This is a genomic window from Abiotrophia sp., from assembly GCF_057275535.1.
On record NZ_DBHIRJ010000005.1, the window covers coordinates 1 to 22,800 of the forward strand.

Sequence of the window (22,800 nt, forward strand, 5' to 3'; positions counted from 1 at the left end):
TTTATGGTATACTATAGGTAGATAAAGATGGGAAGGAGATGAGGCCATGCACGCTAAGATTAACGCAGAAGAAGTCTTACGACGTCTGAAGAATCAGACCATTAACTATGACAAGGTCTTACGCAAAATGATTGTTAAATGGGAGGCCCAGGAAGACAAGCCAACCATTCTCTTGCATTCTTGTTGTGCACCTTGTTCGACTTCCACCCTAGAATTCCTCTGCCAGCACGCGGAGGTGACCATCTTCTTCTCTAACTCCAATATTCATCCTAAGTCTGAGTATCAGCGTCGAGCCCATGAGCAGAAGCGCTTCATCGACCAATTCAATGAAAGGACTGGTCATCAGGCTGGCTTTATTGAAGATGAATACCGGCCAGAAGTCTTTACGCGTATGGTCATGTTCCATCAATTGGCTGAAGAAGAAGAGGGGGGCGAGCGTTGCTCGGCTTGCTTTAATATGCGACTAGACCGGGTGGCTCAAGTGGCCCAAGAATTAGGCTATGACTACTTTGGTTCGGCTCTGACCCTATCCCCTAAGAAAAACAGTCAGCTCATTAATGAATTGGGGCTAGAGGTTCAACAACTCTATGATGTTAACTACTTACCAAGTGACTTTAAGAAAAATAAAGGCTATGAGCGTTCAATCGTCATGTGCCGCGAATACGATGTCTATCGCCAGTGTTACTGTGGCTGTGTTTTTGCAGCCAAGCAACAAGGAGTGGACTTACGGGAGGTGAATAAGGAAGCCTTGGCTTATCTCAAGGATAAGCACGAGAATTGGGACAAGATTTCATTTAACTTTGGCAGGAGCAAGGCGAAGGAGGCCAAAGAAAACCATGATTAAGATATTTGGTGGCGTGGTGGACAACCACTTGCCGCGCGTGGAGACCAATCGCCTAGTCCTGCGCAAGCGGACCTTGGCGGACGCAGAAGATATGTTTGCTTATGCTCATTTGGATACCGTGGCTCAGGCCGCGGGTTTCCCGCGCATTCGGAGTCTAGAACAAGAAATTACCTACTTTACCCAAGTTTTTCCTCAAGAAATGAGTTATCGCAGGGTGCCGATTGGTTATGGCATTACCCTCAAGGGCATTGACCGAGTGATTGGCTCCATTGATTTTATTAATCGTCTGGGGCCAGATATCTTAGAGATTGGCTATGTACTGCATCCCACTTATTGGGGGCGGGGCATTGCACCAGAAGCTGTTTCGGCCTTTATCGAGGTGGCTTTTGGCCTACTGGATCTCTACAAATTAGAGGCATCCTGCTATAGCAGTAATGAACAGAGTCAGTCGGTTCTACGCAAATGTGGCTTTTCCCTAGAAGCATGTTTGCGGGGCAGACATCAGTTGGATGATGTCCGTATCGATGATTTACGTTATGGCCTACTTAAGTCAGACTGGGCTCGCCGGCGCGAGCGCAGTTCATACGCATAAGCTAAAATGGAACCGGTACTGTATAGTGCTAGAGTACTAGCCAGGAAAACAGGGTCAGAGTGCAAGCTCTGGCCTTGTTTTTGTCTATCGAGCCAGGAATGGAAAGCGCTTGTCGATAGCCCCCCTCATTGCGTATAATAGAAGTAATCAGTAATTTATGCTAGCCTAGCAATCACTATTTTATCGTCACTAGCTTAAGGAGGCAATGCTATGACCACTCAGCCCCTCGCTCTGGCCTATATCGGCAATGGCAAGAGCACCAACCGCTATCATCTGCCCTTTGTCGACCAACTGCCCCATTTGTTTCGGGTCAAAAGCATCTATGTCCGGCATTTTAACTTTGCTTGGCCCAAACGCCCAGATATCCACTATAGTCAGGACTTGGCGGCTATTTTAGCAGACCCAGAAGTGGACTTGGTGGTCATCACGACGCCCTTAGACTCCCACTATGACTATATTAAACAGGCCCTTCTAGCAGGCAAACACGTCTTATGTGAGAAGCCCTTTTTAGCGACCGCCCAAGAGGCGCGCGAGCTCTTTGGCCTGGCGGAAGCATTAGGCCTACACCTAGAGTGCTATCAAAATCGTCGCTATGATTCGGACTACCTAACTAGTCTAGCAGTCATCGAGTCGGGCAAGTTGGGTGATTTGCTGGAAGTTGAAATGCACTTTGATTACTATCGGCCAGAAGTTCCGCAAGGACAAGATAGGTTTACTCTCAATTCAAGCTTTCTCTACAGTCACGCCTGCCACACCTTAGATCAAGTGATTGCCTATTTTGGTCGACCTGACCGGGTGGTCTATGATGTTCGCTCTCTCTTAGGCCCCAATCGGATGAATGACTACTTCGACCTGGATCTCTATTATGGTCCCCTCAAGGTTTCTGTTAAATCCTCCTACTTCCGCCTAGAGGAACGGCCTTCCTTCCAACTTTATGGTAGTAAGGGCTCCTTTATCAAGGCAAGCAAGGACCGCCAGGAGGAAGATCTCAAGGCCTTCTATATGCCAGACCAGCCTGATTTTGGTTTGGATAGGCCTGAGCACTATGGCATTCTGTCTAGTCTGGATCAAGAGGGGCGCCTAGTCCGACAAGCCATTCAGAGCCAAAGGGGCGATTATGGCCGCGTCTATCAGGCCCTCTATGCCACGCTCAGAGAAGGTGCCCCCCGTCGCGTTCAACCGCAAGAGACCCTACTGCAGTTAGAAATACTAGAGGCTGGCATTGCTAGTCTCAAGGCCAGTTGGCAAGCCGCACCTTAATATTCAGCAAATAACTTAATTCAAGAAAAGGAGTTGTCGCCCATGGCCAACTTTATCTGGGACCTGGACGGGACCCTCATTAATTCCTATCCCCATACCCTAGAGGCGCTAGCCCAAACCTATCGCGACTTCGGACTCAGTTTCGACCGAGATGTGGTAGCATCCTATATTATTGATTATTCCATCCGTGATCTCATTGCCAATCTGGTGGCTTCTGGCCAGGTGGACCGCGACCCTTTTGTGGCCAGACTTAAACAAGCGACCGCTGGTCGGGACGAGCAGATTGGCCCCATGGAAGGGGCGGATGCCACACTAGCTAGCTTGAAGCAAGCAGGCCATCGGCATTTTGTCTACACCCATAAGGACAAGGCAGCCTTCCAAGTTCTGGAACGATTGGGGTGGTCTGACTATTTCGATGAAGTCATTACCATTGAAGCAGGTTTTAAGCGTAAGCCTGACCCTCAAGGGGTTCACTATCTCTTAGATAAATATCAATTGGATCCGGCTCAAACCTACTATATTGGTGACCGCGAACTAGATATTGAGTGCGCGCTAGCTGCCGGTGTAGGAAGCATTAACTTTATCGGAGCAGAGACTAGTCAGCAACGCGTCATGACGCAGTTAAAGGATATTCTGGATTGGTTTGCGCCTAGTGATGGCCCCGTCACACCGGAATTTCAGGCTAAGTTAGCGGCTTGTTTGTCGGCTCATTTGACACCCTTGGACCATCTATCGCTTAACGCGGTTTTTCGGGCCGACTTACCTCAGTACCAGCGTTGCTATTTTGTCAAAGTTTATGCCGAAGCAGACAAGTTTAAGCGGGATAAGCTAGGTCTTCTGGCAATCTGGCCCGATTGGTATGTCGCGGATCTGGTCTTAGAGGGACGCCATGTTCTCATTCAAGACTGGCAGGAACTAGCCCCAGTGGTGACGCCAAGCCTGGAAGACTTAGGCCAAATGGGTGAGCTCTTAGCCAAAACGCATTTGAAGCTAGCACCTTTAGCTGATTATTTGCGGCGTCAACTGCCTCTCAGCCAGCAAATAATTAGCTGGCACCAGGATTTACTAGGCAGCTCTGAAGCGGCAAGGCTGGCACCCCTCTATGACTTTTTCCAAGCTCGTTTTGAGCAAATCGATGCGGAGTATGCCAGTCTTCCGCAAGCTGTTCTACATGGGGACTACTCTTGGCGTAACCTCAAGCGTAGGGGAGATGAGTGGGTGATCATTGACTTTGAGCGTCTTGTGGTCGATATTCCCTGGCGTGAATTAGGGAAGCTCTGGCTACGTGAAGTCAAGTCCACAGAAGAACGCCAAGCCTTCCTAGCGGGCTACCGCAAGATCCTGCCCCTGCAAGAGCCAAGCCCCCTGCTAGATGCCTGTCTATCCTTCCAATTGGCCCAGGGCATCTATCGCTATGTCCTCAAGGTCGATGATTGGGAATTCCGTCAGATGGCGGATGGGGTGATTGAGGATGTTCAAGCCTGGTGTGTGACCCAAGGACTGGATATGAGTAATTAATTTTTTACCACAGCCCCTCAATTTTTTGCTATAATATTCACTAGAAGAGGTGATAGTATGCGTAGGAGATTTCAAGAATTTGCGGCTCGCCGCAATAAGACACGCTATGTCTTAGCGGGGCTCTTAGTCGGGGGGCTAGTGGGGTGTATTGTGTCGGCTTTCCGCTTTATGATAGGTGCTGTCCTGTCATGGATTGTGTCAGCCTATCAGGCCATGCAGGTTAATCCATGGCTAATTTTACCTTATATTGCAGGGACCCTAGTCCTAGGCTATGTTCTGGGGTTGATTGTCCGGAGTGAACCCTATATCAAGGGCAGCGGGATTCCCCAGGTAGAGCTCCAACTTCAAGGGCATCTAACCCTCAACTGGTGGCCAATTCTCTGGAAGAAATTTGTTGGGGGTGGTATTGCCATTGGGTCCGGTCTTTTCCTGGGTCGCGAGGGTCCATCCATTCAGCTGGGTTCAGCGGTTGGACATGGGGTGGCTAAGGCAGCCAAGAGCAATCGTGTCCAAGAAAATATCCTGATTTCCAGTGGGGCAGGGGCCGGCCTAGCGGCGGCCTTTAATGCCCCTATTGCGGGCTTGCTCTTCGTTTTGGAGGAGGTCCACCATAGTTTCAGTCCGACTGTTGCCTTGACGACTTTGACGGCAACGGTGACGGCCAACTTTATTTCCCTTCATGCTTTTGGCAATCATCCAGCTCTTGATTTAGGCAATCATCTTAAATTCCCAGTCGCCTATTACGGTTATTTGGTAGTCTTGGGGGTTTTCTTAGCACTTTTTGGCTGGTGCTACCAACGCGTCACCTTTGCTTTGCCACGGCTTTATGCAAAATTAGTGCCTTGGGTTAAACCACCATTTTATGGTATTGTGGCTGGCTTGCTGATTATTCCAATTGGCTTAGTCGCACCCCATATTCTAGGTGGAGGTGGTGAGCTCATCTTAGAATTAGCTAAGACTAAGACGCCACTCTTAGTGTTAGCTCTTATCCTTCTGGTACGTTTTGTATTTTCCATGGTTTCTTATGGGACTGGCCTGCCAGGTGGGATTTTCCTGCCTATCTTGTCTCTAGGTGCCTTGGTAGGTGCCTTATACGGTCAGTTTATTATCAATGTTACCGGCATGGATCAGGAACTCTTACTCTGCTTTATTTTCTTCGCTATGGCAGGGGGCTTTGCAGCTATCGGGAAAGCCCCACTAACGGCTTTACTTCTAGTTAGCGAAATGGTGGGTGGGCTCAACCAACTCATGCCACTAGCGGTAGTGGTCCTATCTGCCTTCCTTCTTGCGGAAGCTCTTAAGATGCCCCCAATTTATGAGGCATTAGCTGAAAAAATGCTGCACCAAGAGGATCTAGCCAAGACAGGTCGACGGACAACCTTTGAAGTGCCAATTTTCGTTGACAGTCCTTTAGTGGGCCAAAAGGTAGCCGCTATTCATTGGCCTGAAGATGTTTTGATTGCTACCATCCGCCGAGGTGAGAAAGAATACATCACCAAAGGCAAAATGGTCCTGCAGGCAGGCGATATTCTGATTGCGGTGACGGATGAAGGCATTGTGGGCAATATGCATCAAGCCATGACCCAACTAGCCATGCCGACGCAAGATTCATAATAATAAAAAAGGCTGAGACAGCGTCTCAGCCTTTTTATTAGTTTTTCATTTGGCGTTTAGAGTAAAACCACCCGATTAAAATCACTAGGGCGCAGAGTAAACTGAAAACCAAAGTAGTTTGAAGGGAAGAAATCAAACTCCCACCAATGACCAGAGCAGCCCCGATAATCCCCATCACAGGAGCAAAAAGACTGGTCAGGCGATTGCTAGCCAAGCCCTCGCGATTGAGTTTGATGACGCGAAGATAGAGGATGATGTAGAAGATGTAGTTGAAGACAATGGTAATTTCGCTGACATCGCCCTTGCCCATAAGGCCGAATTTTTGTGTTAGGTAATGGATTAAGAGCCAAACCATCGTAATAGCAGTGAAGAGAACGGCGGAAGGTACGGATACTTGATATTTAGGGTGAATCTCTTCCAAGCGACCTTTTGGTAACATGCCTTTTTCAGCATAGGCCTGCGGTAGACGCATCCCCGCTAAGAGGAGGCCGTTGAGGACCCCTAGCATGGAGATAATCACCACGACTAGAATTAGGTTACCAGCGCGTTCACCTAAGAGTGAAGTTAGGGCGTAGGTGATGGCTTGGTCACCAGTTGATAGTACGAAAGTTGCCCCCAAAATGCGGACCATGCCATAGAAGAAGAGCAAATAAGTCAAGAGAATAATGAGCGGGCCAATAATGAAGGCACGAATCAAATCACGTTTTGGGTGTTTGAGTTCGGGTGCAATAGTCACGACATAGTTCCAACCTTCATAGGTGAAGGCCAGGGGAACTAGGGCCGATAGCCAACCTAAGCCCACATTGCTCGGTTCAATTGCGGAAACACCAGCTGGAAGATTTGGCGCGGGTGCTGACCAGAAGAGGCCAGCAAAGACGATTAGGGCCAAGGGCACCATCTTGACGAACATGGTCAGGGTTTGGAAATAACCCCCGAGGACACGAGAGAGGACATTCAAGGCCATGAAGAAGAGGGTATAGGCCATACCTAAGAGCACTTGCTGACCTAGGTTCAGGTCAAGATTGAAGAGTACGCCGGTGTAGATGGCAGAAGCCCAAGACACAACAGCAACCACACTTGGAATCATGACGAAGGCTAAGAACCAACCATAGCCAGTCGCTAAGCGAGAAGAAATAAAGCGGTCTAAGTAAGCCACAACCCCACCACTTGAAGTCTCTAGCTTAGCAAATTCTGACAAGGATAGGGAACCGAAGACGATATTGCTGGCCCCAATGGATAGGACCAGTAAGCCTAAGGCTAGGCTACCACCCGTATAGGTCAGGATGTCATCAGCCTTGAAGTAAATCCCCGAACCGACCACAATCCCAATAATCATCGCTACAGCTGTTAAGAGGCCGTAGGCTTTTTTTGGTTGATTCATATATAGTACCTCCTAATATCAAAGATGAATTACTCTACATTATACGCGTTTAGGCCTTGGCGCACAAGAAGAATTTGAATAAAGTGGCAAAAAAATGAGAATTGGATGAGTTTCGTTCGGGCTACTTGGATATTGTATGACCATGATATGTGCGAAAACTACTAAATATATGCTGGAATTGTCTTAGTGACCAAGGCGCACATAGAGAAGGTAGCAAAATAAGATAGAAAAATATTTGCTAGGCGCTTACAATTATATTAGGTAAGTATGATTACTTTTATGAGGAGGAGAGGCGTATGGAACTCCAAAGCCAAACGCTTATCGGACATTTTGTCTGCAATCATCAACAGTTTTACTTAGACCGGCTGACCAATAGACAGACGGGAAAGACCTATGCATTAAGTGAGAGTGAGCCCTTTGTCATCCATTGGCAGGAGGGCGGGGAACTAGCCGCTAGCCAGATGCAAGCTCAACTTGAGAAGGAGACCGCAGAAGCCATTCAGGTAGATTACCAAGGTGACCTAGCGCGAGTCAAGGTGATTTATGAGCTAACAGACGGTTACCTCAAATGCAAGGTTAGCCTCTTAGAGGCTAAACAGGCGATTAATTTCCTAGATTTATCGGCCATGACCTTCCAGGAGGATGCCAAGTTTTATCCACCAAAGGAACAAGAGGCAATTCCTGAGATGGCAGGATTTAGTGGCTACTATGTGGCCTGTGGCCAGCCAGTCTACGCCAATAGTTTCTTCTTAGGGATGGAATTTCCCCTAGCAGAGAACCGCCTAGAACATGGCCGCTATTGGTCCCGCTACTATCTAGGGCGAAAGGTGACTTCAGATCAGCCAGTGAATTTGCATGCGACGGTTATAGGGTCAGCAGCAAGCCCTGAATTTTCAAGCATCCAACAAGCCTTTTTCGCTTATATCGATAGCATTGCATTACCCAACCACTTCCGCCTACAATATAATTCCTGGTACGACCATATGCTGGACATTGACGAGGACAAAATCATGACTTCCTTTGCCGCCATACGGGCGGGGTTCAGTGATTATGGGGTGCCACTGGATACTTATGTGGTGGATGACGGCTGGGCCAATTATGAGAGCTTTTGGGAATTCAATGCGAAATTCCCGCTTGGCCTCTCGCGCATTAAGGACCAAGTGGCCAGCTATGGCGGCCAGCTTGGCCTTTGGATGGGGCCGCGGGGTGGCTATGGTGGCACGCAGCTGACCATGAGCAATTGGCTCAAGGCTCATCCAGAATTAGGCCTAGGGACTAAAAATGAGCGGACTCAAGATGTCAATGTGGGTGACCCGGCCTATTTGGATGCCTTAGAAGCTAAGCTTCTAGCCTATCAGGACCAGTATGACCTGTCTTATTGGAAACTAGATGGCTTTTTGATTGAGCCTGCTCAGGATGATGCCTCTGGTCCCCATGGCATGCACCAGATGACCGCAACCTACGAACGTTTGATTAAGCTTTTCCAGAACTTACGGTCCGCCTATCGTCAAAAACATGCCCAAGACCATGATGAAAAAGGGGCGCAGCGAGACCTATGGCTGAATTTAACCTCTTACGTCAATCCAAGCCCATGGTGGCTAGCCTATGTCAATAGCCTTTGGATTCAAGTTTCTCAGGATACAGGCTACGATTCACTTGGGAAGACCGATTTGGCTCGCATGATGACCTACCGGGATGATCGTTATCACGCCTTCATTCGCGAGCGAGGTATTCAAGTGCCACAGAAATATTTCTATAACCATGAGCCAATCTTTGCTCATCGGGCAACTGCAGGCCTCTTAGACCATCCTATCCAGGCCAGTGTCAGTGAATTCCGTGACTACCTTTACTTTATTGGGACGCGCGGCAATGCCTTCTGGGAGTGCTATTACTCCTACGATCTCTTCGATCATGAGCGTTGGCGTGCTAATGCCGAGGCCATTCGCTGGGTACAGGATAACTATGACGATTGCCTTAAGAATAGTCGCTTTATCGGCCATAAGCCGGCTGACCATACGGGGCTGTATGGCTACCGCTGCCTAAGCGATGACGGGCGTCGTGTCATTCTGTCACTACGTAATCCGACAGCTCAACCTCAAACCTATATTTTAGGGGATGGCGAGCTCCAGACCCTCATGCAGGTCGCAGGGCGAGCAAGCTTGGAACGGACGGAAAAGCATATTTGGCAGGCTACTTTAGCGCCTCAGGAACTGGTCATCTATCAACTGACCTATGCTGATCCCATGGTTGGCTCAAGAACTTAGAATGTAAAAAATCCGCACTAATTGAGTGCGGATTTTTGTATGTCATCATACCCTCGGCTAACGATAACGTCGACGCCATTCCATAGGCGTCATACCCTTGACACGTTTGAAGGCCGAAGAGAAGTTGAACTGATTGCTGTAGCCGATTTGCTCGGCAATGTCGCGAATGGAACGATTGGTTGAAGCCAAGAGCTCGCAGGATTGGTTGATACGATAGGTCAAAATGAACTGCGAAGGTGTCATTTGGAGCTCTTGCTTGAAGAGACGGGTGAAGTAATTGCGGTTGAGGTGGCAGATGTCTGCCAGTTGATCCACGCTGGGGTTGTCCATATAGTGGTCCTGGATATAGTGGATGGCCTCTCTAATATAGAAGGAATGAATCTCGTTAGGACGCTGCTGAGGACTGTGCTTAGAAAAGCGAATCAGGTGATCAACTAAGAGATAGAGCTGGGCAATCAGAAAGGACTCATGCTGGGAGTGGTTGCGGATGATGGTCTCCAAGGTGTCTTTGATACTAGAGATAATCATGGGCTTATGAGGCGTAAAGATTAGGTTGTTAGCATTCAAACCTGCTTGGCGCATGAAATTAGCAGCCTTGAGTCCATTGAACTCAATCCAGCAATAGGTCCAGGGATCGTCTTGGTCAGCCGTATAGGAACAGACCGTGTTAGGGGGCATGAGAAAGCCTTGGCCTGGCCCCAGTTGAATGGCCTCGTGCCTCTCATTCTCAAGAAAGCTTCCCCGCCCCGACAGAATGTAGTGGAAGAGGTAATTATGGGTCAGGGTTGGCCCATAATGATGCCAGGGGTCACACTTCTCCTTGCCAAACTGAATGGGGTAGAGATCAACAGAAGATATATTATGGAAAACGTAAAACTCTTGCTCGGACATGGATATCACCTCGTCTGATAGAAGTTGTAATACTATTATAATGCTAGTTAGCTCAGATAGTCAATTTAGATATGTTGTGTATATGATGAAAATTTGTGTAGCTAAGTTAGAATTGGAGACGCGAATGGAGAAGCCAAATATTCTCATATCTATGAGTTGGCTTAGGCTTAACAAATGCTGAGACGGTGACAAGTATTATTGACTAGTAAAGTTCATTGCCAGGATATAACCAGAAGTTTTGTAGTAAATATAGTGGGACGAAACAGTTAAAATCCGAAAGTCAGCAGAAAGTTGATAAAATACAAGGTGTGAGTAGATGAAATGTTGATTTATCAAGTTTTTATCGGGTGTATAAGATAAAATCTAGCAAGAATGAATGAGGTGAAAGCTTTACCAAGCTTCGAGAACTTTGGTATAATGATGCCATATTAATAGTCTATTAATTAAAGTCCTAACGGCATTAGGCTGTTTAGTTCAGACTGTGAGGTAAGGAGAATGACAGAAGAAGTCAAGCAAAGCCACCAACCAGGCTTTGAAAGATATATGAAGATCTATACGGCTTTGAGGCTGATAACTCTCGTAACAGGAATTCATATGTTAGTTAATGTCAAAGAACTCCCAATCATATGGTTAGTATACTTAGGTCGTCTACTAGCCTTTTATTGGTTGATGACAGGTTGGAAAACCAATGATGGACCCCGTTTCAACTATGGCTTTATCCTAGATACTATCTTGTCAGTACTTGAACTTTCGGTTTGGGTGGTAGGGCTACTTGTGGCGTGGCCATTCGTAATTTTGGCATTATCCTATGCACCAATGTTTTTGATTTTTATAACTCCAATTATAGTGTGGGCAGTGCTTTTTATAGCCAAGCTTCGCTTTGATTCAGACTAATAATATAAGCTAAATTGTAAGTTAAGGAGGCACATGCATTGATTGACAAGAGTAAAAAGGGGCGCCAGTCCGAGTTTAACCTTTACATGATCTTGTACACTGTTTTGCGAGTATTAACGCTGATAACAGGATTAGTTTTATTGTTGTACTCATTGCTATTAGGATTTGTATATGTTGGACGCCTATTGGCTTTCTATTGGTTGATGATTGCGTGGAAAGATCATGATACGACAATCTTCAAAAGAGGCTACCGACTGGATTTAGTTTTGACCAGTCTAGAAGTAGGCTTAGGGGTGCTTGGAATCTCATTTTTCCCATATGTTTTATGGGCAAGTCAAGGCCTTGTCCTGATACTATTGATCATCCCTATCATAATCTGGCTAGTACTCCTAGGCGCCAAGAACCGCTTCGAGGAAGCCAGGGCTGCTTGGTTACATGAACTAGAAACTAAGAGATACAGGCATCAATCGCAAGATTAGGAGGGGCCTAATGACAGAAGAAAACATGAAGAATCACCAAGTTGGATTCGAAGGCTTTATGATAATACCAACTTAAGAATTCTATCTGTCGTACTAGTCACTTTTTATTAGAGCTATCGCAGCCTACATACAGTGTTGTCTTGCCGAGCTAGTTCTAACTAGGTAAAGCCAGTAAGATTGAATATCCCTAAGAGGAGGAAAACATATGCAAGTTAACAGGTCAGTATCTAATCAGCAACGTTGGTTGCTGGAATGCCAACTGGTCTATCTTTTATTCCAGCTTAGCCCCATTCTTTTTGGTTTTGCCATATTTAGTTGGGCAAGTCAGACTATTTTTGGGCTCTTATTGTTAGAAAAAGCAATCTTTTTATTACCACTAGTACTGACTTGGTTAGGTTATAAGTCAAAGCAGGCCTGGTGTCATTATCTAGCTGGTGCATTCAATACCGGTATTGTCATCTATGTCTTGCTAAGTTTAGATTTTCAAAACTTATTGGCCTTTTCGCCACTTACCGCTTTATCAAATCTCATCCCAAAACTCTTTGTATCAGTAGTTCCTATGGTTTATTGTGCCTATCAGCAATTCTTGGTCGGGCGCCAATTGAATAAGCAAGGAAATCAATTAAAGCTAGTTCCAACTGAGGGGAATAAGGCACTTAATCGTGCGTTGTTAGGCTATCTCTTCATTAAAGGATGGCAGATGCTCGTCTTACACCTGAATTATTCTCATGAGCCCCTTTACCTATTAGTTATAATCTTATGTCTTGCAACTACCTACTTAGCTTGGAGGGGTTACCGTCATCATCGTCCGGACTTGCTCAAGATAGCCTGGAACTTAGATCTAGTTTATCTCGTAATGGGTATCTTGTTTCTTATCGTTTATAGAATCGCTCTTTTGGTGATAGGGACGATGTTTTTTCAATTTCTTTATCAGGTGAGAGATTCCGAGGCATTAGCAAATGTTATCTTTAGCATGGGCTTATCTGCCCTACTCTTGATAGGGTTACCGACACTCCCCTTATTTTTCTTACGTAAGCTTAAAGCGGGTGTTCAAGGCTATGTCTTTGGCGTCACTTCCCGCTACCAAGGGGAAGAAGCCTATCAGCTACAAGATTTAGACCAAGTATTGACCCAAGCCGAGACCTTAAGGGGCCAATTAATTGAATGTCGAATGACCACTAATGAGAAGGGCTTTTTAGGACAAGTAGGGGATGCTTACTGGTTTGCTTTCAGTCAGTCTACTGGTGGGGACGTCTCAGCTAAAGTTTTGCGAGTGCGTGTTCAGGGGAAAGTCCCACAGGCTATCAGCAGTTGGCAGGGAGTCCTAACGCTTCGTGGACAAGTAGGCTATCATGAAACAGACAATCAGACCATTCCCAACGGTTGGTTTCTAGATGCAGACTGGCTTGCTTTTGTGCCAGACAAGAATTAAGAGCTGTTTTGAGAAAAGTGCAGGTGAGTCCGCACTTTTTTGATCTAGTCGGTTAATGATGCCTTTTGGGGAGTCTGTTATAATAAAGGAGACTAGAGGAAAGGAGAGCCTGCCATGGAACCCATAGTAGATAAAGCACGCCAGGACCGTGCCTTTGCCTTATTTTTAGTCTTTAAGGTGCTGGCCGGTTTATGGATATACCAGAACATCTTTAACTGGGACTTCATTAACTTGCCTTTTGCTGCCTGGCTACTAGCTATGGCAGTCACCTGGCTGGCCTGGTTATCCCAATCTGGGACTAGTATGAGATGGGCCTATCGCTTGGAATGGCTGGGACTGGTTGTGCTCTGGGGGCGCCTGTTGATGGGGCTACTTGTGCCAGGGCAAGGAAGCACAAAACTAAGGACTGCCTACGAAGTCGACTTGATGATTCGGTCAGGGGTCTTCTTCCTGGCTTCACTATTTTGGAGCCATCGCCTTAGGAACTTCGCCCAAGTTTGGCCTAAACCAGAAGGGGTTCGAAATAAGAAGCAAGTGGCCTTGGAACGTCATCAGTTGGGATTGGCTTACTTACAGACGGGGATGTTGCTCTATTTCCTAGTCCCTTTATTGAATAATTTGCGTTTTGGCTTTAATAATTTGGATTGGCGTGAAGCAGCGGCTCTCAATAGCCTATTAGTCTTGGGCGCGATTCTAGCGACAGTAGCTCGTCATCGTCAGACTTGGCGACTTTATTTTGGGCTCGCCGGAGTCAATCTTCTGCTCTTCTGCTATCCTTTTCTCTATTGGCTCATGATGCGAGGCGGTGTGGGCGTCGGTCCTGCCTATTGGCGGAGCCTGGTCTTGTATTTGCCTTTTGCCTATTTGTTGGCGCAAAGCGCCTGGCTAGTTAGCAAAGTGAAGTAAAATATCTACTAATAAATCATATAAATATAGTCAGCTAAGAACAGGCTCATAGAGCCTGTTTTCTTTTGCTGGATAATGAAACTTTGTTTCTTTGTTATAAACAATTAGGCGAAACTCAGTTGTCGTAAGGGCTTAAGTATGCTATACTGTAGGCGAAATGGGCTGGGGAGACCTAGTATGAGAGTGGTATATAAATTAATAAGGATAAAGGAGTGGAAGCTATGAGTTGTATTACCAAGATTAAGAGTGCCTTGGAATCCATGACCGCGACCGAGCAAATGATTGGCCGTTATATTTTGGAACACCGTCATGAGGTCTTGGAGATGAATACGCTAGAATTGGGTTGGGCCTCAGGGACATCAGGGGCAGCATGGACTCGTTTTGCTAAGAAGATGGGCTATAAGGGCTTACCTGCCTTGAAGTTGGATTTGGCCCAAGATCGCACCGATGAAGAGATGCCAGAAGTGGATCTTTTCTTGGATCCAAGAGATACGCTAGGGGCCTTGCTGCATAAGACCCAGACCATTTTGGAACAGAATCTACGTCGAACCTATGAACTCATTGATGAAGCTGTCCTAGCTCAAGCCATTGATATGATGGCCAGCGCTCATCGTCTCTTCCTCTGTGGGATTGGGGGCAGTGGGATAGTCTGCATGGACTTGGTTCACAAATTGACGAGGATTAATCGCCCTGTTACTTATGACCGCGACACCCATGTGCTGATGGCGCAAATGGCGCACTGTATGCCAGGAGACGTGGTGTTGGTTGTCAGCTATAGCGGTAATACGCATACCGTTAATCAGATGGCTTATTTGGCTAAAGAGCAAGGGGCTAAGATTATCGCCATTACCGGCCACAATCTCAAGGCACCCCTAGCTAGTTTAGCCGATGTCTGCCTCTTCATTCCTCGGGATGAAAAGGAAATTCGACTAGGTTCTGTAACCTCTCGGGATGGCTCTTTAATTGTGACAGACCTACTCTATTATGGGGTGGCACAACGCCAATTCCATGCAACTAAGGAACACCTGGTTAAGACCCGGAAAATGATTCGAAAGATTGACTAAAGCAAAAGGTTGGGCCTAAGCCCAACCTTTTTTGCCCGGATAGGGTAAATAAACTAGGAGCTTGACCTTCTAAAGATTAGAAGATTTTAAAGTCAATTCAGCGGATTTTTTAAAAAGCGTTTTGAAGGAAATTTATTTCGAATAATTCCTGTATAATAAGTGAATAAGGTATAAAATATAACTTTCTTAATCGGTCACGATTTTGTTGGGAGTTCGGGTTAACCCGAACTCGCGGTATAAAATTGAACCAATATAGTTAATGTTAGCGCGATGCATCATGAGTTATAAACCGTTTACATATCCGAAGAATCATGCTATACTAATTAATAACAAAATGTAAACAAAAGGGCGTAATCAAAGGTTAGTCTTATCTTTATTATTACCAAAAAGAAAGAAGGATTCACATGGTGAAACGTTTGATTAGTGCCAACACGTCGGAAATTCTGGCCATGTCAGCAGCAGAACTAAAACAGAGTATTAAGGCTAGTGAAGGGCGAGTGATTTTGTCTGAGAATGTGGGCTTTAAGGAGTCCTACATTGGGGATATTACTAACTCAGAGATGGCTCGCGCTTTTGGGGCAGATTTGATTTTGCTTAACGGGGTGGATTTATTAAACCCAGTCATATCAGCCATCGATCCAAATGTCCCTAATTTTGTCGCAGAGCTCCATCGCCTAGTAGGACGGCCAATTGGGGTCAATCTGGAACCTGTTGATACCAGTGCCAAGATGAATGAAGAACGTCAAGAATTGGCGACAGGGCGCCAGCTAAATGAAGCTTCCTTACAAGCGGCTCAATCACTAGGTGTGGATTTTATCTGTTTGACTGGCAATCCTGGGACCGGTGTGACTAATAAGACCATTGCGTCAGCCATTAGGCTGACTAAGCAGCATTTCTCGGGTTTAGTGATTGCGGGTAAGATGCATGGGGCAGGTGTTGACGAGCCTGTTGCAGACTTAGAAGCGGTCAGCCAATTCATTGAGGCTGGAGCGGATGTCATTTTGGCGCCGGCTGTAGGCAGTGTGCCAGGCTTCGATGAGACGGATCTCAAGGCCATTGTTCAGCGAGCCCATCAAGCAGGGGCTCTAGTGATGAGCGCCATTGGAACTAGCCAGGAAAGCTCGGATACCGACACCATTAAGCAGATGGCTATCCGCAATAAGATTTGTGGGGTAGACATCCAACACATTGGGGACTCCGGTTATGGTTGTTTGGCTCCAGTGGAGAATATTTTTGCCCTCAGCAAGGCAATTCGCGGTCAACGGCATACCATTTCCATGATTGCGCGTTCCATTAACCGCTAATTAAAGCAATAAAAGAGCGGACCTTCTACAAGCTTTAGTAGGAGGTCCGCTTATTTTTATGCTGATAAGAAGCTGGCTTTGACACAGAGGCTAGTGGCTGCCCGCGCAATATTGAGTGGGCTATAGGTCAGGGGAATGAGCCGTATTTTCTTTTGTTTGTGGAAGAGCGGGGTGGTAGCCGCTAGCTCTTGGTGCAAGAGGGTGTCGACTAGTGGGTAGGAGAAGAACTGGCCGTCAAGGTAGATGGCGTCACTGTCAATCAGCTGACTGAGATTGGATAGGGCGATTGACAGGTAGTGACAGGCTTGCTGAATCAATTGGAGACAGCTAGTATCGCCTAAGGCGCAGGCATCCATAATGGTCGTCAGCGTGATAGCTTCAGGCTCTGATACTAAGCTAGGCAGGAAGGTGGATTGGGCTACCCGATAGAGGGTTTGAGCCTTAGCAATCAGGCTAGCTTCGCTAGCATAGACTTGGAGGCAGCCCCGTTTACCACAGGTGCAGGCTTCCCCTTGTGGATTTAAAATCGTATGGCCGATTTCGCCAATCAAGAAGTTCTGGCGCCCGTAGATTTGCCCTTGATACATATAGGAGCAATGAATACCGTTAGCGACATGGAAGACGATAAAATTATGATCGTTTTTGTCATCTTGGCCATAAAGTCTTTGGGCCAGGGTCAAGCAGTGAGACTTATTATCAAAATAAACTGGCAGGCTAAAGGCCTGGGCCAACTCTTCCAGATTGAGATTCTGCCAATGCTGATTGTTGGATTGAATATAGGGACTCAAGTCGAAGTCCACATGGCCCGGGAGCCCGACGCCAATGGCGGTCAAGGGAAAGTCAGGATGTTGCGCTATAAATTGATGAATAAAGTCAGCTAAGTCAGCGCTAGTCGGGTAGTTACCTAGTTGCTGGAAGGTCATGCTGTAGTCGCTAGCTTGAATCTCGCCAAGATTATCTGTAATGACCAAGGCTAGGTATTTTTCAGAGATTTCGACACCTAGATAATAGGCCCGATGGGGCATAAGACTAAGTAAGGTTTTCTTACGGCCTACCGTGTCATCTTCAGCTTCCCCAACTTCATAGACGAGTTCTTGGCGAATTAAATCCCCGATAATAGACCCCGTGGTAGCAGGCGTTATGCCCGTTTCTTTAGCAATATCAATACGTGATAGTGGCGCCTTGGCGTAGAGTTTATCTAAAATGGTGGCCCTTAGAGCGGCCTGTTTCTTGGTTATTGTCATGTCTGGTCACTTCCTCACAAATATCATAACAAAAAATAAATAAATCCTCAAATGAAAACGTTGACATCTGAGGTTGTAGGTTCTATAATATTAATAGAAAGTAAATAATTGTTGAGAATCGGTTCCCTTTCACGCCTGCTTGTTTACATTTTTGAAATAATAGGAATCGGTTCATTTTTTCTTGCTTTCAAATTGAAAGGAAAGGGTGTTGTAAATGGAAACCAAGCAAATCATGTTAGTCTGTGCTGCTGGCATGTCGACTAGCCTCATGGTATCCAAGATGGAAAAGGCCGCGCAAGACCAAGGGTTAGATGCCCATATTTTTGCTGTGCCAGTGCCAGAAGCCAAGGAATATCTCCAGAACAATGCAGTAGATGTCTTATTGTTAGGCCCCCAAGTCCGCTATTTGAAGAACGAATTTTCTGCTGACTTGTCAGCCCGTGGCATCCCAGTGGAGGTCATCCCCATGACAGATTATGGCATGATGAAAGGCGATAAGGTCTTGGCTTTAGCTGTAAGCCTCATGGGATAAAGGAGTCAGCCTATGTCACAAGAAGCCGCATTAGAAGTAGCCATGCAGTTAATTATGTATGGCGGTGAAGCCAAATCCTGTGCCATCGAAGCCATGGCAGCAGCTAAGAAGCGAGATTTCCAGGGCGCGACGGAGCGAATGGCAGCGGCTCGAGCAGCCCTCTTAGAAGCCCATCACGCCCAGGCCGGAGTCTTGGCTCAAGAAGCACAAGGGATTGAGCAGCCCCTTAGCCTCTTTATGATTCATGGTCAGGATCATCTCATGACCAGTATCGCCTTTGTCGATTTAGCTCAGGAATTAATCGAAGTCTACCAAGTCTTAGCCCAATAAGTGGCTTGGGAGCAGTCCAAGCTAGATTGGTAGACACCCAAACCGTGGTTTTAATTAATTTATGTAAAAATTTAAGGAGGAATTATCATGGCAAGTTTAGTCGATCGTTGGCAAGAGCGCCTGATGCCTATCGCCAACAAAGTCGGGAACCAACGGTTCCTTGTTGCACTTCGGGATTCCTTTATTGGGACTATGCCGGTTATTATGGCCGGATCATTCGCTCTCATGATTAATGCCTTTTTGGCGGATTTACCTGGCCAATTTGGCAATACCTTCATCCCGCAAACTTTTGGCTGGTTGATTGATATCAACTACATCCTCTTCAAAGGGTCTATCCCAATTGTTGTCTTCCTCTTTCTCTTTAACTTTGGTGTTAATATCGCCAAGATTTACAAGGTGGATACAGTCTCCGCTGGTTTGGTGGCTGTTGCTTCCTACGTCATTACCATTGCCAATACGGTAACGCAGAACTTTAAGCTAGAAAATGTGGACTCTAAGGCCTTAGCTGGACTTCTGGGCGATAAGCTACAAGGTGTAGCAGTTCAAGGGGAGGAATTAGCGGTTACGGTACGTAATGCCATTCCGCTAGACCAAATCGGGGCCAAAGGTTACTTTACAGGGATTATCATTGGTTTCGTATCGGTTATCATCTTCTGTAAGGTCATGAATCGGAACTGGACCATTAAGTTGCCAGATTCAGTGCCACCTGCTATCGTTAAGCCATTCCTATCCATCATTCCGGCAGCCATTGCCATGTATGTAGTCGCTATTGCCACTTATGCCTTCAATCAACTGACCGGTGAATTGATGATTACCTGGGTTTATAAGGTCTTACAAGCGCCGCTGCTTAATATGTCGCAAAGCTTCTTGGCTGTCCTCATTATTGTCATCTTAAACAAGATTTTCTGGTTCTTCGGTCTCCACGGCGGCAACGTCTTGGCGCCTGTTATGTCCAGTCTCTTCGGGGTGACCATGCTAGCCAACTTAGAAGCCTACCGTGCTGGTACTACGATTCCTTACCTATGGACAGATAACTCCTTCGGTGCCTTTGTTTGGTTTGATGCCATTGGCTTAGCTATCTCCATTCTCTGGATGGCACGTAGTCGTCATTTGCGTGAAGTGGCTAAGTTAGGGATCTTCCCTATGGTCTTTAACATTGGGGAACCTGTCATGTACGGGGTGCCAATCGTTCTTAACCCAATTATGTTCATCCCATTTGTCCTCAGCCCAGTGCTGATGGTAACCGTGGCTTATTTTGCGACAACTATGGGCTTAGTAGCACCGGTTACTCAGAACGTAACTTGGGTAATGCCACCTGTTCTCTATGGCTTCTTTGCAACAGCCTTTGACTGGCGGGCTATTGTTCTGTCCTTGATTAATATCGGGATTTCCACTGCCGTCTACTATCCATTCGTTAAGATTGCCGATAAACAACAGGAGATGGGCGCATGACACAGTTCGAAATTCGCGACCAATTCTATTTAGATGGTCAGCCCTTCAAAATTCTGTCAGGGGCTGTCCAGTATTTCCGTCTGCATCCAGATCAATGGGAAGACACTCTCTACAATCTCAAGGCGCTAGGCTACAATACCGTCGAGACTTACATCCCTTGGAATTTGCATGAGCCTCATGAAGGGGTCTTTGAAGACCGTGACTTGCTGGATTTCAAAGCCTACTTTGACCTAGTCAGTCGAATGGGCCTTCACTTGATTGTTCGCCCATGTCCCTATATTTGTGCAGAGTTTGATTTTGGGGGACTGCCGGCTTGGTTGCTCAACTATCCTGGCATGCGATATCGCACCTATGATCAGGCCTTTTTGGCCAAGGTAGCGGCTTATTATGATTGGCTCCTACCACAGCTAGTACCTTATCAGTTCACTCATGGGGGCCCCATCTTGATGATGCAAGTCGAAAACGAGTATGGCTCCTATGCAGAAGACAAAGACTATTTACGGGCCGTGGCCCAAATGATGCGTGACCGGGGGATAGATGTGCCACTCTTTACCTCGGATGGCACCTGGATTGAAGCGCTAGAGTCCGGTACCTTGATTGAAGATGATATCTTTGTCACTGGTAACTTCGGCTCGGATGCACCGGGCAATACCCAAGCCCTCCAAGCCTTCTTCGACCGTCATGGCAAGCAATGGCCACTAATGTGCATGGAGTTCTGGGATGGTTGGTTCAACCGTTGGAATGAGCCTATTGTCCGCCGTGACCCGGAGGACTTGGCCCATGATGTTAAGGAAATGATGGCTGTCGGCAGTGTCAACCTCTTCCTCTTGCGAGGCGGGACCAACTTTGGCTTTATTAATGGCTGTTCTGCACGCAAGCATCGGGATCTCCCACAGGTCACTTCTTATGACTTTGATGCCCCAATCAATGAATGGGGCCAAGCAACTGCTAAATATTATGCTGTTCAGCGGGTGACCCATGAGCTTTTCCCAGACTTACCACAGTTTGAGCCCCGTAGTCGCCAGGCTAGAGCCTATGGCACCTATCCAGTGCTTGGCTGGGCCGACTTGTTAGAAGTCGCCGACCAGTTAGGAACCGGCCAAGAAGTGGACTACCCGCTAGCCATGGAAGCCTTGGGCCAACACTATGGTTATACTCTCTATCGGACGCGGGTCGCACACCATGGCCATCCGGAACGACTTAAAATCATCAATGCCCATGACCGGGTTCAAGTCTTTATCCAAGGCAAGCACCTAGTGACCCAATACCGAGAAGACATTGGCGATGAAGTGCTCTTTGATACTGACCAGGCCACTGCACAAGTCGATGTCTTGGTAGAAAATATGGGGCGCGTCAATTACGGCTTCAAACTCAATAGTCCGACCCAATCTAAGGGCATTAAGGGCGGGGTTATGATTAATCATCAGTTCCGCAAAGGCTTTACACAATATGCCCTAGAATTCAAGCCAGACATGCTAGCAGCGATTAGCTACCATGAAGGACCGCAACCTACACAAGCAGAGAGTCCCCATTTCTACCGCTTCGAGGTTGAGCTGGATCAGATTCAGGATACCTTTATTGATTGCTCTGCCTATGGCAAGGGATGCGTCTGTGTCAATGGCTTCAACCTTGGCCGTTACTGGTCTCAGGGCCCTATCCAATACCTCTATGTTCCGTCGGGCTTCCTCAAGGCTCACAACGAGTTTGTAGTCTTTGAGACGGAGTCGGTGCCAGTAGAGAGCTTGAATTTAGTAGATCAGCCTGTCTATCGTTCAGAAGAAGAGGAGGCTGAGGCATGAAGACCTTAAACTTAGGAGGTCAGCTAGCAGGTGCCAGCGCCATCGCCTTAGGCTGTATGCGCATGGATAGCCTAAGCTTGGCTGACAGCCAGAAGGTCCTAGCGACCTGCCAAGAACTAGGGATTAATTTCTTCGACCATGCTGATATTTATGGCAAGGGGCAATCTGAATCACGTTTTGGCCAAGCTTGGACAGGCCTGGGCTTAGCCCGCCAGGACCTCTTAATCCAATCCAAATGTGGCTTGGCCGATGTCTGGTCTAACTACCATTTCGATTTCTCCAAAGCCCATATTATCCAAGCAGTGGAAGGCAGCCTCAAGCGACTTCAAACAGATTACCTAGACGTCTTGGCCCTGCATCGGCCAGATGCCTTGATGGAACCAGAAGAAGTAGCCGAGGCCTTCCATGATCTTCATCAGTCGGGTAAAGTCCGCTACTTTGGCGTCAGCAACCAGAATCCAGGGCAAATGAGTCTCTTGTCTTCCTACTTAGATCAAGCCCTCATTGTCAATCAGTTGGAATTTGGGCCAGCCCACACGGTGCTTTTAGATGCTAGCTTGAATGTCAACACCAAAGACTCGGAAAGTATCAATCGTGATAGCGATGTCCTCAATTATTGTCGCCTTCATCAGATAACCATTCAGGCTTGGTCGCCTTTCCAAGTGGATTTACACCAAGGCCCCTATATGTTACACCCAGACTATCAGGACTTAAGGGATTGTTTAGCTAGCTTGGCTTTAAGCTATGGTGTCAGTTCGGATGCCTTGGCTCTAGCCTGGATTCTACGTCATCCTGCTAAAATGCAAGTCTTAGTGGGTTCCATGCAGCCTTGGCGCTTAGTGGATTTGGCGCAAGCCTGTCGCATTGACGTCAGTCGTGAGGACTGGTATCGTATCTATAAAGCGGGGGGCAATCGGCTCCCATAAGTAAGTCAGTCACCATCCTATGCTGCCTAGCATAGGATGGTGTTTGTCTATTTTGGATAGAGTAATTTTATTGG

General features: G+C 46.9%; 19 protein-coding genes. 16 read left to right on the forward strand and 3 right to left on the reverse strand.

The genetic code is table 11. The features are described from left to right. The first annotated feature begins 46 nt into the window (after window positions 1-46). The 5 genes from ACO53F_RS04830 to ACO53F_RS04850 all read left to right on the forward strand — a co-directional run bounded on the left by ACO53F_RS04830 (window position 47) and on the right by ACO53F_RS04850 (window position 5,828). Window positions 47-844: an epoxyqueuosine reductase QueH gene (locus ACO53F_RS04830; RefSeq protein ID WP_485137518.1), complete on the forward strand. Its 798-nt coding sequence runs from the start codon at window positions 47-49 to the stop codon at window positions 842-844. After that, entirely contained in the window at window positions 837-1,436 is a 600-nt protein-coding gene (locus tag ACO53F_RS04835; RefSeq protein WP_485137519.1) for a GNAT family N-acetyltransferase, read from the forward strand. Before ACO53F_RS04830 ends, ACO53F_RS04835 begins: the two co-directional genes overlap by 8 nt. A 210-nt stretch (window positions 1,437-1,646) precedes the next feature. Beyond that, a complete protein-coding gene (locus tag ACO53F_RS04840; protein ID WP_485137520.1) occupies window positions 1,647-2,696 on the forward strand; it encodes a Gfo/Idh/MocA family oxidoreductase in 1,050 nt (349 codons plus the stop codon). Between the two features lie 42 nt (window positions 2,697-2,738). Then, window positions 2,739-4,214 carry an HAD-IA family hydrolase gene (locus ACO53F_RS04845; RefSeq protein ID WP_485137521.1) on the forward strand — a complete coding sequence of 492 codons (1,476 nt, stop codon included), beginning with the start codon at window positions 2,739-2,741 and terminating at the stop codon, window positions 4,212-4,214. A gap of 57 nt (window positions 4,215-4,271) precedes the next feature. Further along, window positions 4,272-5,828: a ClC family H(+)/Cl(-) exchange transporter gene (locus ACO53F_RS04850; protein ID WP_485137522.1), complete on the forward strand. Its 1,557-nt coding sequence runs from the start codon at window positions 4,272-4,274 to the stop codon at window positions 5,826-5,828. Between the two features lie 37 nt (window positions 5,829-5,865). Here ACO53F_RS04850 and ACO53F_RS04855 read toward each other — a convergent pair whose 3' ends face one another. Next, a complete protein-coding gene (locus tag ACO53F_RS04855; protein WP_485137523.1) occupies window positions 5,866-7,209 on the reverse strand; it encodes an APC family permease in 1,344 nt (447 codons plus the stop codon). A gap of 296 nt (window positions 7,210-7,505) precedes the next feature. Here ACO53F_RS04855 and ACO53F_RS04860 point away from each other — a divergent pair, with 296 nt between their 5' ends. Further along, a complete protein-coding gene (locus ACO53F_RS04860; RefSeq protein WP_485137524.1) occupies window positions 7,506-9,473 on the forward strand; it encodes an alpha-galactosidase in 1,968 nt (655 codons plus the stop codon). A gap of 57 nt (window positions 9,474-9,530) precedes the next feature. Here ACO53F_RS04860 and ACO53F_RS04865 read toward each other — a convergent pair whose 3' ends face one another. Beyond that, on the reverse strand, window positions 9,531-10,364 hold the full coding sequence (locus ACO53F_RS04865) for an AraC family transcriptional regulator (RefSeq protein WP_303765229.1): 834 nt from the start codon (window positions 10,362-10,364) through the stop codon (window positions 9,531-9,533). A gap of 495 nt (window positions 10,365-10,859) precedes the next feature. On the opposite strand from ACO53F_RS04865, the gene ACO53F_RS04870 reads away from it, so the two are divergent. The 5 genes from ACO53F_RS04870 (at window position 10,860) to ACO53F_RS04890 (ending at window position 16,443) form a co-directional block, all read left to right on the forward strand. Then, window positions 10,860-11,258 carry a hypothetical protein gene (locus tag ACO53F_RS04870; RefSeq protein ID WP_485137525.1) on the forward strand — a complete coding sequence of 133 codons (399 nt, stop codon included), beginning with the start codon at window positions 10,860-10,862 and terminating at the stop codon, window positions 11,256-11,258. Between the two features lie 684 nt (window positions 11,259-11,942). Next, a complete protein-coding gene (locus ACO53F_RS04875; RefSeq protein WP_485137526.1) occupies window positions 11,943-13,169 on the forward strand; it encodes a hypothetical protein in 1,227 nt (408 codons plus the stop codon). A 114-nt stretch (window positions 13,170-13,283) separates the two neighbouring features. Continuing rightward, window positions 13,284-14,075 carry a hypothetical protein gene (locus ACO53F_RS04880; protein WP_485137527.1) on the forward strand — a complete coding sequence of 264 codons (792 nt, stop codon included), beginning with the start codon at window positions 13,284-13,286 and terminating at the stop codon, window positions 14,073-14,075. A 221-nt stretch (window positions 14,076-14,296) separates the two neighbouring features. Further along, entirely contained in the window at window positions 14,297-15,139 is an 843-nt protein-coding gene (locus tag ACO53F_RS04885) for a MurR/RpiR family transcriptional regulator (protein WP_023391249.1), read from the forward strand. Between the two features lie 404 nt (window positions 15,140-15,543). Next, window positions 15,544-16,443 carry a DUF7916 family protein gene (locus ACO53F_RS04890; protein ID WP_485137528.1) on the forward strand — a complete coding sequence of 300 codons (900 nt, stop codon included), beginning with the start codon at window positions 15,544-15,546 and terminating at the stop codon, window positions 16,441-16,443. A gap of 56 nt (window positions 16,444-16,499) precedes the next feature. On the opposite strand, the gene ACO53F_RS04895 is transcribed toward ACO53F_RS04890, so the two are convergent. Further along, window positions 16,500-17,687, reverse strand: a complete 1,188-nt coding sequence (locus tag ACO53F_RS04895) for an ROK family transcriptional regulator (protein ID WP_485137529.1) — start codon at window positions 17,685-17,687, stop codon at window positions 16,500-16,502. Between the two features lie 214 nt (window positions 17,688-17,901). Between ACO53F_RS04895 and ACO53F_RS04900 the strand changes: the two genes are divergently transcribed. The 5 genes from ACO53F_RS04900 (at window position 17,902) to ACO53F_RS04920 (ending at window position 22,726) form a co-directional block, all read left to right on the forward strand. Then, window positions 17,902-18,219 (forward strand): PTS sugar transporter subunit IIB, encoded by a 318-nt coding sequence (locus ACO53F_RS04900; protein ID WP_070756269.1) that lies wholly within the window; start codon window positions 17,902-17,904, stop codon window positions 18,217-18,219. Window positions 18,220-18,231: 12 nt separating this feature from the next. Beyond that, entirely contained in the window at window positions 18,232-18,549 is a 318-nt protein-coding gene (locus ACO53F_RS04905) for a PTS sugar transporter subunit IIA (RefSeq protein WP_306486465.1), read from the forward strand. A gap of 87 nt (window positions 18,550-18,636) precedes the next feature. Next, the gene (locus ACO53F_RS04910) at window positions 18,637-20,001 is read left to right on the forward strand and encodes a PTS sugar transporter subunit IIC (protein WP_023391244.1); all 1,365 of its coding nucleotides are present in this window, start codon (window positions 18,637-18,639) and stop codon (window positions 19,999-20,001) included. Next, window positions 19,998-21,800: a beta-galactosidase gene (locus ACO53F_RS04915; RefSeq protein WP_485137530.1), complete on the forward strand. Its 1,803-nt coding sequence runs from the start codon at window positions 19,998-20,000 to the stop codon at window positions 21,798-21,800. Before ACO53F_RS04910 ends, ACO53F_RS04915 begins: the two co-directional genes overlap by 4 nt. Next, entirely contained in the window at window positions 21,797-22,726 is a 930-nt protein-coding gene (locus ACO53F_RS04920) for an aldo/keto reductase (RefSeq protein ID WP_485137531.1), read from the forward strand. Before ACO53F_RS04915 ends, ACO53F_RS04920 begins: the two co-directional genes overlap by 4 nt. The last annotated feature ends 74 nt before the right edge of the window (window positions 22,727-22,800 follow it).

What these genes read in the sequence shown, in the direction of transcription:
- ACO53F_RS04830 (WP_485137518.1), top strand. Translation starts at nt 47, where the DNA reads ATGCACGCTAAGATTAACGCAGAAGAAGTCTTACGACGTCTGAAGAAT.
- ACO53F_RS04835 (WP_485137519.1), top strand. Translation starts at nt 837, where the DNA reads ATGATTAAGATATTTGGTGGCGTGGTGGACAACCACTTGCCGCGCGTG.
- ACO53F_RS04840 (WP_485137520.1), top strand. Translation starts at nt 1,647, where the DNA reads ATGACCACTCAGCCCCTCGCTCTGGCCTATATCGGCAATGGCAAGAGC.
- ACO53F_RS04845 (WP_485137521.1), top strand. Translation starts at nt 2,739, where the DNA reads ATGGCCAACTTTATCTGGGACCTGGACGGGACCCTCATTAATTCCTAT.
- ACO53F_RS04850 (WP_485137522.1), top strand. Translation starts at nt 4,272, where the DNA reads ATGCGTAGGAGATTTCAAGAATTTGCGGCTCGCCGCAATAAGACACGC.
- ACO53F_RS04855 (WP_485137523.1), bottom strand. Translation starts at nt 7,209, where the DNA reads ATGAATCAACCAAAAAAAGCCTACGGCCTCTTAACAGCTGTAGCGATG.
- ACO53F_RS04860 (WP_485137524.1), top strand. Translation starts at nt 7,506, where the DNA reads ATGGAACTCCAAAGCCAAACGCTTATCGGACATTTTGTCTGCAATCAT.
- ACO53F_RS04865 (WP_303765229.1), bottom strand. Translation starts at nt 10,364, where the DNA reads ATGTCCGAGCAAGAGTTTTACGTTTTCCATAATATATCTTCTGTTGAT.
- ACO53F_RS04870 (WP_485137525.1), top strand. Translation starts at nt 10,860, where the DNA reads ATGACAGAAGAAGTCAAGCAAAGCCACCAACCAGGCTTTGAAAGATAT.
- ACO53F_RS04875 (WP_485137526.1), top strand. Translation starts at nt 11,943, where the DNA reads ATGCAAGTTAACAGGTCAGTATCTAATCAGCAACGTTGGTTGCTGGAA.
- ACO53F_RS04880 (WP_485137527.1), top strand. Translation starts at nt 13,284, where the DNA reads ATGGAACCCATAGTAGATAAAGCACGCCAGGACCGTGCCTTTGCCTTA.
- ACO53F_RS04885 (WP_023391249.1), top strand. Translation starts at nt 14,297, where the DNA reads ATGAGTTGTATTACCAAGATTAAGAGTGCCTTGGAATCCATGACCGCG.
- ACO53F_RS04890 (WP_485137528.1), top strand. Translation starts at nt 15,544, where the DNA reads ATGGTGAAACGTTTGATTAGTGCCAACACGTCGGAAATTCTGGCCATG.
- ACO53F_RS04895 (WP_485137529.1), bottom strand. Translation starts at nt 17,687, where the DNA reads ATGACAATAACCAAGAAACAGGCCGCTCTAAGGGCCACCATTTTAGAT.
- ACO53F_RS04900 (WP_070756269.1), top strand. Translation starts at nt 17,902, where the DNA reads ATGGAAACCAAGCAAATCATGTTAGTCTGTGCTGCTGGCATGTCGACT.
- ACO53F_RS04905 (WP_306486465.1), top strand. Translation starts at nt 18,232, where the DNA reads ATGTCACAAGAAGCCGCATTAGAAGTAGCCATGCAGTTAATTATGTAT.
- ACO53F_RS04910 (WP_023391244.1), top strand. Translation starts at nt 18,637, where the DNA reads ATGGCAAGTTTAGTCGATCGTTGGCAAGAGCGCCTGATGCCTATCGCC.
- ACO53F_RS04915 (WP_485137530.1), top strand. Translation starts at nt 19,998, where the DNA reads ATGACACAGTTCGAAATTCGCGACCAATTCTATTTAGATGGTCAGCCC.
- ACO53F_RS04920 (WP_485137531.1), top strand. Translation starts at nt 21,797, where the DNA reads ATGAAGACCTTAAACTTAGGAGGTCAGCTAGCAGGTGCCAGCGCCATC.